The 14,005-nt window shown below is 71.7% G+C and carries 3 protein-coding genes; 1 reads left to right on the top strand and 2 read right to left on the bottom strand.

Translation table 11 applies throughout. The features are described 5' to 3' along the window. Positions 1-50 precede the first annotated feature (50 nt). Positions 51-4,673: a type I polyketide synthase gene (locus O5O46_RS23730; RefSeq protein WP_269857574.1), complete on the bottom strand. Its 4,623-nt coding sequence runs from the start codon at positions 4,671-4,673 to the stop codon at positions 51-53. Next, complete coding sequence (locus tag O5O46_RS23725; RefSeq protein WP_269857573.1) at positions 4,667-11,650, bottom strand: type I polyketide synthase; 6,984 nt, start codon at positions 11,648-11,650, stop codon at positions 4,667-4,669. The genes O5O46_RS23730 and O5O46_RS23725 overlap by 7 nt, the downstream gene beginning before the upstream one ends. Positions 11,651-12,525: 875 nt before the next feature. Here O5O46_RS23725 and O5O46_RS23720 point away from each other — a divergent pair. Further along, positions 12,526-13,974, top strand: a complete 1,449-nt coding sequence (locus tag O5O46_RS23720) for a sugar porter family MFS transporter (protein ID WP_269857572.1) — start codon at positions 12,526-12,528, stop codon at positions 13,972-13,974. The last annotated feature ends 31 nt before the right edge of the window (positions 13,975-14,005 follow it).

Raw genomic sequence — 14,005 nt, 5'->3', positions numbered from 1 at the left:
GACGGTGCGCGCGTCGACCACGGAGACCGCGGGGGTCTGCCCACTGATGGTCACTGATCGATCTCCTCGTTGTCGTCCGCCGGCCCGTTCGTCCAGGCCACGATGTAGTCCCTGCACGGCAAGCCCGGCGGATTGGCCACCCCCGTGCTGTGCACCCGGTAGCGGCGCGGCACACCGGTGGACGTGGCCGCCTGGACCACGAGTCGTACCGGCGCGGCCGTGACGTCCGCCTCGACCACGGCGAAGTCCCGGGGCCTGCCGCGGAACCCGGTGCCCTCCGCCTTGGCGACGGCCTCCTTCGCCGCCCAGAACGTCGTGGTCCACCGCGCCTCGGCCTCGCCGGTCTCGGAGCGCAACGCGGCGATCAGCTCGCGCTCCGACGCGCCGAAGGCGACCGCGAGCGTCTGCTCGGCCAGGTCGGCCAGTTCCTCGATGTCGATGCCGGGCCCTGTGCCGTCGGTGCGGCGCCGCAGCCGTCGCGGTACCACGAGCGCCACCCCGGTCTCGGCGCGGTGCGCCAGGGAGAGGTCCAGATCCGGCAGGGTACGGCCGTGCACCCCGGTGGCGTACGGGCGACCGCGTTCGTCGTTGCGGATCCGTATCTCCGCGGGGAAGACAGGGCCTTCGCCGTGGTCCCAAAGCCACCGCCGTACGGCGTCCTTGGCCGCGATCCGGCCGAGCAGCCACTGTCTTCGCCCGTGCGGTGGGTGGCGCTCGTACTCGGCGCGCTCGGCGCCGCCCAGATGGTTGCGCATGATCAGGTCCTGGGAGGCGAGGTCCGGCCACCGTTGGTGGAGGAGGACCCAGCCGCCGGGCTGCGCCCTGGAGAGCGTGTTGCGCTGCGGGAAGCGCTCGACCGCCTTGGTCTGCGGGTGGTTGTCGAACCTGCGGTCCTGCCAGCCGGTCACTTCCGCCCACACCCGGCCGTCCGCGACGAGTTGTACGTCGGCTTCGAGTGCGGCGTCGGTCAGCGAGGCGATCCTGATCAGGCACTCCACCTCGGTTCCTGAGCGCGGATGCGGCCCGAAGAAGCACAGATGCCGAAGGCCGACCGGGAAGACGACGGTCCGCTCGGTGCGGGTGGCCATGATCCAGTAGCCGAGCAGCTGGCCGACGTTGTCCAGCAGGCCGCCGGGCGCGGCAGGCGTGGTGATCGTGCCGCGTACGTGTGCCTCGCCGATGGCGGTGATCTCGGTGAGGCCCTGGAACATCGGGCCGTGGAACATCCAGCGTTCGGCGTAGAGTTGGGCGGCCGTGTGGCGGGGGGCGCGCTCGACGGCGGGGTCGGTACGCCACGGTTCGGGGCGGTCCGCCGGGTAGTGCGGGGCGACTTCCACGGTGGCGTGCGCGCTGCGGCCGAAGGCGACGCGGATCCTGCTGGGGTCGTCGGGTGACGGCGCCGTCGTGATGGGCACGTCGGCCGGGGGTGCGGCGGTCACCCACTGGTCGAATCGGGCGCCGTGCACCGCGATGGCGCGCTGTCCGGGGGCGGCCCGTTCCGCCGCGTCCATGAGGTGCCGCACGATCGTGGTGGCCGGTACCACCGGCCACCGGTCCGCCTCGTCGGGCCAGCCGGGCCGCTGGGGGAAGAAGCAGTGGTCGCGCAGATACGGCATCGCGTCGGTGGAGACCCGTAGCACGGTGCTCGTCTCCAGGGCGCGCGGTGCGCTCGCGATGGTCGCGGGTGACGGACGTGCTGGTGCCGTCCGGTCTCCCGCCGCGATGAGTTCGGCGGCGGCCTCGGCCGTCTCCCGCAGCAGCGCGCCGAGTTCGGCGGCGAGCGGGAAACGGGCGGCCGCGACGTCAAGTGCCGCCGTGGCGCTGGCCGGTTGGCTGGCGGAGTCGGCAGCGGGTGCCAACTCACGGCGCAGCTCCGCTAATACGTCCGCGTCCAGTCGGACCAGGGAACCGCCCAGGTCGAGCCGGACCGGCTGTCGCGGAACCGGCGCCGGGTCGTGCCCCGTCCCCCCGTGCGCGGCCACCGCACGCGGAAGGTCGGGGTCCGTCTCGGCGCCGTCAGCCCACAACGCGGTGGCCACGCGCCTGAGTTGGGCGAGGCCGTCGCGGTGCGGCGAGTTGGCGGCGACCACGAGGTGTTCCCTGTCATGCAGGGTGTCGCTGACGAGCGAGGCCAGCTGGCCTGTACCGACCTGTACGAAAGCGCGGTGGCCTGCCGCGTACATCGCTTCGACCAGCGGCCGGAAGCGTACGGGCTCCAGCAGATGCCGTACGAACAGCTCGCGCACGGCGGCTTCGTCCCGCGGGTAGGGCGCGGCGGTCGTGGCCGACCAGACGGGGACCGTCGGCAGAAACAGCTCGAAGCGGTGCGCGGCTGCTGCGATCGGCCCCAGGTAGGGGGCGAGCATCGGGGTGTGGAAGCCGGACTGGAACGGCAGGACCTGCGCTATCACCCCCTCGGCTCGCAGCGATCGGACGAACTCCGCTACGGGGGCCGGAGGACCGCACACGATCGACTGGTGCGCCGCGTTGTCGTGGGAGAGCACGATCCTGTCGTCCGACCACTCCTCCAACGCGGCCACGACCCGCTCCGCGCAGGCCCCGACGACGGCGAAGGCCATCGCGGGCACGCGGAGCGCGTCCGGGTCGAAGGAGTCGAGGAAGGCGTCGACCGCGTTGGCCGCGTACATGCCTCCCGCCGCCATCGCGGTCCATTCGCCGACGCTGTGTCCGGCCACCGCGTCCGGCACGATCCCCATGTGCCGCAACGCCGCGTCCAGCAGGCGGCCCACGCCGAAGACGTCCGCCCCACGTCGGCCGACGTCACCAGCCGGTGCCGGTCCACTGCCGCGTACGGCTGCCAGCCCGAAGTGCTCGGCCACACCGGCCAGCCGGGGCTCGAACTCGTCCTCAAGACCGGGGAAGACGAACGCCAGCTTCCCCGGCACCCCGTCGGCGCCGCTGCCGAGCAGGGGGTTGGCGGCGAACCAGATGTCGTGGCGACCGCGCCAGGAACGGCCTTTGGCGACGATGCGCCTGGCCAACGCCAGCCGCCTGGCGGTCGGGTCGACGATGCCGAGCCTGCTGCGGCCCGGCCCCGCGGGTCGTTCCGATCCCGCGGCGAGTACGGCGCGGTCGTCTGTCGCGAGGAGTTCGGCGAGTCGTTCCGGGGTGGCCGCGGCCAGCGCCAGGACCCGCTCCGGCTCGGCCACGACGGCCCGTGAAGCGGGCACCGCCACCGGTGAGACGGGCGTTGGGGCCTGTTCCAGCACCACGTGGGCGTTGATGCCGCCGAAGCCGAACGCGTTCACCGCCGCACGGCGTAGTGGCTGATCCGCGGCGGTTTCCCAGGGCCGCGGCGTGTCCAGGGTACGGAACCGGGTGGTCGCGAGAGCGGGGTGCGGGTCGTCGCAGTGCAGCGTGGGCAGCAACACACCGTGGTGGACCGCGAGGGCCGCCTTGATCAGGGCGGCCACGCCGGCGGTGGGCATGGTGTGGCCGATCATCGACTTCACCGAACCGATGACGGCGCGGGTGTCGGCTCCGCCAGGACCGTGGGGGCCGAACACGTCGGCCAGCGTGGCGAGTTCGGCCGCGTCTCCGGCGGGTGTGGCGGTGCCGTGTGCCTCCAACAGCCCGATCGCGTGCGGTTCCCTGGGGTCCAGGCCAGCCGTTCGCCACGCCTGCCGTACGGCGCGCGCCTGACCCGCCGGGTCCGGGTTGGCCGGGCCCGCGGCGCGTCCGTCGCTGGCGACACCGGTGCCCCGGATGACCGCGTAGACACGCTCCCCCGCCCGCTGCGCGTCGGCCAGGCGTTTGAGTACCACGAATCCGGTGCCCTCGCCGATCAGAATGCCGTCGGCCGCTCGGTGGAAGGGCCGGATGCGCTGACTCGGGGAAAGCGCGCCGAGTTGGGAGAAGACGCTCCACAACGTGATGTCGTGGCAGTGGTGCACACCACCGGCGAGCATCACGTCGCAGCGGCCCGAGGCCAGTTCTCCGACTGCCTGGTCGACCGCCACCAGCGATGACGCACAGGCGGCGTCAACGGTGTAGGCGGGCCCGCGCAGGTCGAGCCGGTGCGCCACGCGTGAGGCGGCGAGGTTGGGCACCAGTCCGATGGCGGCCTCGGGGCGGTCGGGCCCGAGGCGCTCGATGAAGGCCGCGTGGACCCGCTCCAACTGGTCCATGCCGAGGCCGGGCAACAACTCGCCGAGGGTGCGGACGAGTTGGCGGGCGGTGCGGACCCGCTGGTCGAGCCGGACGAGACCGGGGGTGAGGTACCCGCCGCGACCCAGCACCACGCCCACCCGCTGCCGGTCCGGCAGCCGGTCCTCGCCGCCCGCGTCCGCGATGGCCGCGGCCGCCACCTTCAGGGCCAGCAGTTGGTCGGGCTCGGCGCCCGGCACCGACGCGGGCATGATCCCGAACCGGGTGACCTCCACCTCGGCGAACTCGTCCACGAATCCGCCCCGTCGGCAGTACACACGGTCCGGCGCGGTCGGGCCGCCCGCGCTGTCCGGGTGGTAGAAGTCGGTGTCCCAGCGGCCAGGTGGCACGTCGGTGATCGCGTCGGCGCCGTGCACCAGATTGCGCCAGTAGGTGTCCAGGTCCGGCGCGCCCGGCAGCAACACGGCCATCCCCACGATGGCGACCGGGTGCGTCCTGCCGACCTGCGCGCGGTGGAGGCCGTCGTCGTGCGCCACGGTCACCATTCCGAGGCGGTGACGACGACGGAACCGGTCGGCTCGCCCTGCCAGGCGAGTTCGCGCAGCAGCGCGAGCGTGCCTTCCTCCGGGTCGATGAGTGAGACGCCGCGCCGCGCGTAGTCGCGTGCGAGTTCGGGGCTCACCATGCCCGTGTGTGTCCCGGTCGGCGCCCAGGGCCCCCAGTGCACGGTCAGCGCCCGGCGGCCCGTGCGAGCCGCCCAGCGCAGGCCGAGCGTCTCCAGCGCGTCGTTGGCCGCGGCGTAGTCCGCCTGCCCGGGATTGCCGAGTACCGCGGAGATGCTGCCGAACAACACCACGAGGGCGGGGCCGGCCGGGAGTTCCTCCAGCGCGTCCAGCAGGGCGCTCGCCCCGTCGACCTTCGTACCGAAGACCCGCTTGAAGGAATCGGCGGTCTTCTGCTCGATCAGCCGGTCCTCGATGACGCCGGCGCCGTACACGGCAGCGTCCAGTCGACCGTGCTCGGCGTGGATCTCCTTGACGGCCTGGAGTACGGCGTCGGTCTCCCGGAAGTCCACGGAGCGGTACCGCACCTGGCTGCCGAGGCTCCTCAACTCGGCCAGGGTGCTGGCGACTTCGCGCTGGGCCAGGATGCGGGAGGTTTCCCGCTGGATCTCGGCCGGTGTCCGATGGCCCTCGGCGGCGAGCGCCGTGCGCAGGGACACCGGGTCGCGGGCATCGGCGGTGGCCGGGTCCTCGGGCCCGCCGGGCTCGGGCGTCCGGCCGAGCAGTTCGATCCGGCACCGTGCGGCGGACGCGAGCGTGGCGGCGAACCGTGCGGTGATGCCCCGCGCCCCACCGACCAGTACGACCACGCTGTCGCGGTCGAGGCCGATGGCGGCGGCCTCCGCCGCCCCGGCACCGGCGGGCCCCGCGCCCGAGATGGCCAGGCTGCCGAGCGGGGTCTCCACCAGCTCCAGCGCGTGCCTGCCAGCGGCGGTCCGTAGCACCACCGGCGCCATGTCCGGGGCGAGCAACTCGCCGAGCAGAGCGTCGGCTACGGACACCAGCGCGTCTCCACCGGTTCCGGGAGCGGACGCGCCGGGCACGGCGATGACGCGTGCCACGATCCCCGGGTACTCCTTCGCCACCGTGCGGAAGAAACCCTGCAGCCCGGCAGCGCGCAGGTCGAGCGGATCGCCGCTGCGCACCGCGAGCATCCAGCGCGGTGAGCGCCGCAGGGCGGCCTGGAGCACCGGGAACGCCTCCGGTAGCACCGGCCTGGCGGAGTCGGCGAGGGGCTGCAGCAGGATCACCCCGTCCACCTCACCGTCCTGAGCGGTGAGCAGGTGGTCGGGGCCAACGGTGATGGCTTCGGCGCCGTGTGCCATGAGCCGGGCCGAGACGCTCTCGGCGGTGCCACCACCGTCGCCCAGCAGCACGAAGCGTTTGCCGGTCAGCAGGACGGTGGGGTCGGTGGCGTTGTCCGGCTCGCCGAGCGGCACGGCGCGCAGCACAAGCCGCCTGGGTGCTTCGCCGACCACGGACGCGGTCCGCCGCATTACCTCGTCGTCCAACCGCTCTGCTGTGGGAGGAAGTTGGTGTTCGGGGGAAGTCTGGGTGGCGTTGCCATCGTCGGTTGCCAGCCGCCCGGAAAGCCAGGCGGTGACGGCCGCGGTGGTGCGGGCCTTGGCGAGTTCTTCCAGTTCCTCGTCGCCGAGAGCCGCCGCGCCTTCACCGCGCATCCCCAAACGCCTGGCGAGTTCGCCCGCGATCTCGGCGCGCTTGATCGAGTCGATGCTCAGGTCTGCTTCCAGGTCGAGGTCGGGCTCGATCATGTCGAGGGGGTAGCCGGTGCGCTCGCTGATGATCTGCGACACCACCCGCGAGACGTCGGCGGCGGTGAGCGCGGCCGGAGTCGGCGCTGCTTCGGATCGTGGTACATCGGCGGGGGCGACCGCCGACGCCGTCGGCGGCGGCTCGACGACGGCGGGGGCGGTCGGGGCGGTCCGACGTGCGCCGGGTTCGGTGCCGAGGTGGGCCAGCAGCACATCGCGCTGGGCCGCCACCATCTCCCGGCTGCCGCGCAGGAACTCACGGACCAGCGCGTCGCGTTCCGCCCGCTCGCCCTCCGACCTGCCGGTGCCGCTGATCATCACCTCCCGGGTCCGTCTGGCGGGCGCCAGCGCACCGGGCAGCAGTTCGCCGTCCGCCGTACGCACCAGGTGGCCGTCCACCGTCCATCCGGGCCGCTTCGGTGGCGCGTTGCGGTCGGCCGCCATGGCGTCGCGGCCCCGGAACATCCAGCCGGTGCGCACCGGCAGCCCGGCTACGGCGAGTTGGGCGAGCGTGTCGAGGAAGGCGCGCAGGCCGTTGGTGCCACCGGCACCGCTGCCCTCGAAGGCGATCGCGTGGTGCGGTCGGTCCCCCAGGATGGAGCCGACCAGCCGGGTGAGCACCGTGCCGGGACCCGCCTCGACGAACACCCTGGCGCCCGCTTCGTACATGGCCTCGATCTGCGCCGCGAACCGGACCGGCGCTTCGATCTGGGCGGCCAGTTCCGACCGCACCGCTTCCGGGTCCGCGGCATGTACGGCGGCGGTGCGGTTGGACCAGACGGGCAGCTCGGGTGCCCGCACCCGGCGCCTCGCCAGCGCCCGGGCGAACCGCTCCCCCGCACCGGCGAGCAGCGGACTGTGAAAGGCGCAGGTCACCGGAAGCCCCCGGACTCCGTGCCCGGCCTCCCGGAACAGCCGCATCACTTCGTCCACCACGTCCGCGCGTCCTGAGAGCACCGTCTGGCGCGGTGCGTTGTGGTTGGCGACGACGGCCTTCCCGGCCAGCCCCCCTTGGCTCAGGATCCGCTCGGCTTCGTCGGGACCCACCGCTACCGCGGCCATGGCGCCCGGCTGGTCGCCGGCCGCGTCGAGGATCGCGGTGGCGCGCTCGGCGCTCAACTCCAGCAGGGTGCGCGGATCAAGGGCGCCCGCCGCGCAGAGGGCGACGAGTTCCCCGTAGCTGTGCCCGGCGAGCATGTCCGGTCGGATACCGGCGGCCGTCAGCAGGGAGTGCGCCGACAGGCCCGCTATGCCGAGAACCGGCTGTGCCACCCGGGTGTCCGCGATCCGCCGCCGCTGTTGCGCCCGCTGGGCCTCGTCGAAGGCGGTCGGCGGGTGGAGAACGTCCGTGTGGGCCCGGCCGAGTTCGAGATAGCGGTGCAGTTCCGGAAAGGCGACGAATATGTCCGCGAACATGCCGGGCCGTTGGCTGCCCTGCCCCGGGAAGAGAAAGGCGACCTTTCCTGGGTTCGGTGTCGGAGAGAACGCCGCAATTCCTGACGTGCCGTCAGGAACGTGGATCCCGGATGCGGGGTCGCGTTCGCCCGCGAGCACCCGTCGCAGCTGTTCGGCGAGATTGTCCAGGTCCTCGGCCACCACGGCCACCCGAACCGGTTCGTGGCTGGTGTCGGAGCGCTGCGCGACCGCCAGCGCGAGATCGCGCAGCCGCCATGGCCGTCCGAAGCTGTCATTGCTCGCGGCCAGTGCCAGCGCCTCCTCGACCTCGCGCAGCGCGGCGGCGCGGTCCGCACCCCGAAAGACGAACAGTTCGGCGGGCCAGGCATCGAGCCCGTGAGCCGGTGGTGCCCCGTTGCCGTGAGCCGCCAGCACCACATGGAAGTTGGTGCCGCCGAACCCGAACGCGCTGATTCCCGCGAGCCGTTCGGCGGCAGGCGCCGCCCAGGGCCGTGCATGCGTGTGGAAGGCGAAGGGGCTGCGCTCCGGCTGCCATGCGTCGTTCGGCCGCGTGATGTGGAGGGTCGGCGGCTTGACCCCGGTGTGCAGTGCCAGGACGGTCTTGATGAGCCCGGCCAGTCCGGCGGCGCATTTGGTGTGCCCGATCTGCGACTTGACGGAGCCGAGCGCACAGCGTCCCGGGGTGGCACCGGCGCTGAGGAACACCTCGCTGAGGATGGCCAGTTCGGTGCGGTCGCCGACGACCGTTCCGGTTCCGTGCGCCTCGATCAGACCGACATCGGCGGGTGAGACCCGGGCGTTGCGGTAGGCGCGTTCCAGCGCGGCCCGTTGGCCTTCGGGGCGCGGTGCGGTCAGCCCGAGCGACCGCCCGTCGCTGGAGCTGCCCACCCCCTTGATCACGCCGTAGACCCGGTCGCCGTCCCGCTGGGCGTCGGCCAGCCGCTTCAGCACGACGCAGGCAACGCCCTCGCCGAGCGCTATGCCGTCGGCCGAGTTGTCGAAGGCGCGCGAGCGACCGGTTGGCGAGAGCGCGTGCACCGAGGAGAACAGCACATAGTCGTTGATGCCGTTGTGCAGGTCGGCGCCCCCGCACAGGACGATGTCGCTGGTGCCGCCGACCAGTTCCTTGCAGGCGACGTCCACGGCGGCCAGCGACGACGCACAGGCCGCGTCCACCGTGTAGTTGGCGCCGCCGAGGTCGAGCCGGTTGGCGATCCGCCCCGAGATCACGTTGGCGAGCATGCCGGGGAAGGAGTCCTCGGTGAGTTCGGGCAGTTGCTCCGCCAGTCCTTCCGGTACCGCGCCGAGGTAGGACGGCAGCACGGCGCGCAGCGTGTGGGCGTTGGACAGATCGCTGCCCGCCTCGGCGCCGAAGACGACGGCGGTACGGGACCGGTCGAACGCCCGGCCCCGCTCGCCGTATCCGGCGTCGTCCAGAGCACGGCGGGCGGCCTCAAGGGCGAGCATCTGTACCGGTTCGATACTGCCGAGCGAGGTCGGCGGAATGCCGTATCGCAGGGGGTCGAACGGTATCTCCGGCAGGAATCCGCCCCACTTGGAGGCGGTGACGCCGCTGCCCCCGACGTCGCCGCCCTCGGTCGGCGCGTAGTGGATCGAGGGGTCCCACCGCTCGCCCGGCACCTCGGTGACGGCGTCGACGCCGCCCACCACGTTCGCCCAGAACGTGGCCAGATCGGGCGCCTGCGGGAACATGCAGGCCATGCCGACGACCGCCACGTCCAACGGCGCGGGCGCCTCCGGTTCGGCGCACCGCTCACCCTGCCCGACGCCAAGGCGCTGTTGGAGCAAGGCCGTACGTTCGGTCAGAAACTCGGCGGCACCGTGGGAGACCGAGTGGTGCAGCGCGCCGATCGTGGTGGTGGCCGAGCGCAGGACCGCGACCTGCCCGGCCATGAACATGCCCTCACAGAGCTGGCGTTCCTCTGTGACCGGCAGCAGTTCACCGCCCGTGTCCCGTTCGAGCCCCTTGCTGGCGATCCGCAGTCGGCCGACGTTGAGCCGCTCCAACTCCTCCCACATCTGCCGGTCGGGGACACCCCGCGCCCTCAGCCGATCCTTGATGGCGCGGTAGCCGTCGGCGAACGGGCTGGCCACGCATCGGGTGGCGTGGCCCGGAGCGGTCTCCAGCAGCACGGTGCGCCGCGCGGCCACCACCTGGCGTTGGAATAGCGGCTGGACGGCGCCTCGCTCCACCGCCTCCTCGGTGAAGAGGTACGCGGTACCCATCAGCAGGCCGACGGCTCCGCCGCGTCGGACGAGCGGGGCGCTGAGCCCCGCCACCATGGCGGCCGAACGTTCGTCGTGGATTCCGCCAGCGAAGAGAACCTCGACCCGGTCCGCCGTCCCGTCGGCGCCGTCCAAGTAGTCCTCGATGACCGCCAGTTGGGCCTCCCAGAGCGGAAAGCTGCCAAGTGGCCCGACATGGCCGCCGCATTCGGACCCTTCGAGGACGAACCGGCGGGCACCGGCCGCAAGGAACTGGCGGAGCAGCCCCGGGGAGGGCACGTGCAGAAAGGCGGTGATCCCGTCCCGCTCCAACGCCTCGGCCTGGGCAGGCCGCCCACCCGCGATGATCACATGGCTCGGGCGCTGTTCGCGTACGGCTTCGAGCTGTTCACGCCGGAGTTCCGGCGGCGCGAACCCGAGGAGGCCGACGCCCCATGGCCGTCCCTCCAGTGCGGACTTGGCCTCTGCCAGCACCTCGCGTGCCCGGCCCCGCCCCGCTAGGGCGAGCGCGATGAACGGCAGAGCGCCCTCCTCGGCGACGGCGCGGGCGAATCCCGCCTGGTCGCTGACCCTGGTCATCGGGCCCTGCGCCAACGGCAGTCGGGTACCGAGTGTGCCGCTCATCGGTGCCCCGAGGCGCAGCACCGCCGCTGCCGTCCCATCCCGCACGGCCTCCCGGATGGCCTCCGTCACGGTTCGAACGGCCGTGGCGGTGTCGTGCCAACGCTCGGCGAACCGGCTCGCGAGGAAGCCGTCCTGTCCCACGGGGAGCAGTTGGGTACGCAGGTCGTGTACGCCGAGCCGCGAGGCGACGCGAGTGGCCGACCCGGCACCGCCCACGGTGCCGGGGCGGTGGCGCAGCACCCGGTGACCTTCGATGACAACGGTCTCCGAACCGTCCATGGACCGGATCGCGGCCATCGCCTCCTGCGGCAGGCCGGACTCGGCGAGCAGCGCCAGTTGGGTGTCCAGCACGACCCCGGCCGCCCCACCGAGTACCGCCCCGGCCGCGGTTCGCGGCCCGATCCCGCCGCAGGCCCATACGGGGATGGTCACCGCCGGTTCGGCGAGCAGGAGTTGAAGCAGCACGAACGTGCTGAGCTCGCCGACCCGGCCACCGCTCTCGCTGCCCCGGGCGATCAGGCCGTGTGCCCCGGAGCGGACAGCGTCCAGGGCCTGGTCAAGGTCGGTCACCTCAGCCAACACCCGGTAGCGTTCCGCGACTTCACTCGTCTGCCAGGGCGCGTCCACACCGAGCACCACGGTGTCCGGTCCTGACCCCTCGTCAGTGCTCAGGTCCTCGGGTGCGAGTTGGCAGGCGCTGGCCACCCGGACACCGAACCGGGCACCGGCCGCCCAGCGCTTGGCGTCAGCGAGCGCCTCACGCGCCCGGCGGCGTCCCGTACCGAGATCGAGCACTCCGAGTCCACCGGCGCGGCTGACCGCCGAGATGAGTCTGGCGTCCGGTTCACCAAAGGGACTGATGCCTATGACAATGTCGGCTAAGCGCGCAGCGGACGTCATGTGCTCTCCGGAGGGGGATTTGATGACGCATTGGGGGGATTAGCGGCGCAAAGGAAGCAACTAGGACATGCGCGAATGGCCATGCGGGATCCAGACCCCGGATGGGCGTTCGAATTGAGGCAAGTGCCGAAGGTAGCGACATCAATGCGAGGAGTCAACCTACGCAACCCACATCAGAAGCCGGAGACCCTAGCCCGTGAGCGGGAATCGAGTACGCCCGAGCGAGCGGCGGATGATACTGAGCGGACAGGGCGGCACAAGGCCAGAGTCGGGCGGATTCCACACGATTACGCGTGGGCGCCACCCCGCGCACACAGCCATGACACGCGCGGTTCCCCATCCCGCGCATGTTGATTCCTCGTGACAGTGGTGTTAACGATTTCAGCGGAGGACGGCGACCACAACCGGCCATCAAACGGCCACCAGGCTGTTGGTCCAACATTCCCTTGCAGCCCACATTTACTTATCCCGGACCTGCGGCTGCGCGACTGCTTCTGGATATGCCGACGCACTCTCGGCACGATTCGGCTTTCCCGCCCGGACGGCTGTCCCAGGTGGCGGTCGAAGGCGCGGATGTCCGCTTCGGTCAGGGTGATGCGAGTGGATGGCCTGCGGGGGTGGTCGGCCAGTTGGCGTATCCCTCACGTCGAATCCACTGGTTCCTGTGGCCGTTCAGCAGGGCGAAAGCCCGTGAGGCAGTGGAGCCGGTGTGCACAGCATCATGTGAGCGGCGCGCCACGACAGCGACACGATCGTGGGGACAGCGTCCCAGCCACCACCGACGGCCATGGTCACCCTGCGTTCACCTGCGGCGATGAGGGCCCCGTCCCCGGTGCGAGGATGGATGAGGGGCGTTCCACCGCCCTGGAGGAACCATGACCCTCACCACGGACAAGGCGCCATCGACCAGGGCCCTCAACGGGCGCATGCTGATGGCGGCCGTGGTATCCGCGATCAGCGGACTGCTGTACGGCTACGACACGGGCATCATCTCCGGCGGACTGCTGCAGATCTCCAAAGAGTTCCACATCGGAAACGACATGAAGCAGGTCATCGCGGCCGCGATCCTGCTGGGCGCCGTGATCGGCGCCCTCGTCTGCAGCCTGCTGTCCTCGCGCATCGGACGGCACCGCACGATCCTCCTGATCTGCGTGGTGTTCATGATCGGCAGCGTGTCCAGCTCGCTCGCCCCCACCGCGGTCAGCCTGGCCCTGGCCCGGGTGGTGCTCGGGTTCGCCGTCGGCGGCGCGACCCAGACCGTGCCCATGTACGTCGCCGAGCTGGCGCCCAAGGCGATCCGCGGACGACTCGTGCTCTGCTTCCAGCTCGCCATCGGCGTCGGCATCGTCATCGCGACGCTCGTGGGCGCAAGCCAGACCGTGTCGTGGCGTGAGGCGATCGGCGCGGCCGCCGTACCGGCACTGCTGATGCTGATCTTGCAGCTCCGCCTGCCCGAGAGCCCGCGGTGGCTGCTCCTCAAGTACGGCCGCGGCCGCGTGGACGAGGCCCAAAAGGTGCTTGGGGGCCTACGCCCCGACGGCTACGACATCTCCGCGGAGCTTGAGGAGATCGTCGCCCTGGAGGAGCGCCAGCAGCGGACCAGCAGGCGCCACCGCGGGTGGGGAGGGCTGCGGCAGCCATGGGTGCGCCCGGCCTTGGTGGTCGGCTGCGGCATCGCTGCCTTCACGCAGCTGTCCGGCATCGAGATGATCATCTACTACGCGCCGACCATCCTGACCGACAACGGCTTCTCCAAGACGACCGCGCTTTGGGTCAGCGTGGCGCTGGGCGTGACCTACCTGGTGATGATGGTGGTCGGTCTGGTGATCGTCGACAGGGTAGGGCGCCGTCGGCTGACCCTGGTGATGGTGCCTGGTGCGGCGCTCAGCCTGTTCGCCCTCGGCGCCTTCTTCGTCACCGGCCACGCCACCCGCGACTACGTCCCATCCATCGTCGCCTGCCTGCTGGCCTTCATGTTCTTCAACGCCGGCGGCCTCCAGCTGATGGGCTGGCTGACCGGCTCCGAGATCTACCCGCTGGCGGTGCGTGCCGCCGCGACGAGCGTGCAGGCGGCCACACTGTGGGGCACGAACCTGCTGATCACGCTGACCCTGCTGACGATGATCAGCACCTTCGGTGTGGGTCAGGTGTTCTGGATCTACGGGATGTTCAACGTCGCCGCGTGGCTGTTCGTATGGCGTCGGATGCCGGAGTTCGCCGGGCACAGCCTCGAAGACATCGAGAGGCATCTGAAGAGTGGGAAGTTCCGCCCCCGCGACTTCACCCGCGTCTGCCGCGACCCCGGTCCTCGGCCGCCGCACTGACCGTGCCCGCTGCGTCGGCGGCCGATCCCTG

The sequence above is a fragment of the Streptomyces sp. RPT161 genome, from assembly GCF_027533845.1.
Taxonomy (GTDB): domain Bacteria; phylum Actinomycetota; class Actinomycetes; order Streptomycetales; family Streptomycetaceae; genus Streptantibioticus_A; species Streptantibioticus_A silvisoli_A.
This window is presented reverse-complemented; position numbering and strand designations above follow the sequence as displayed.

Excerpts from the sequence above, each read along its gene's own strand:
- O5O46_RS23730 (WP_269857574.1), bottom strand. The coding sequence starts at position 4,673 with ATGGTGACCGTGGCGCACGACGACGGCCTCCACCGCGCGCAGGTCGGC.
- O5O46_RS23725 (WP_269857573.1), bottom strand. The coding sequence starts at position 11,650 with ATGACGTCCGCTGCGCGCTTAGCCGACATTGTCATAGGCATCAGTCCC.
- O5O46_RS23720 (WP_269857572.1), top strand. The coding sequence starts at position 12,526 with ATGACCCTCACCACGGACAAGGCGCCATCGACCAGGGCCCTCAACGGG.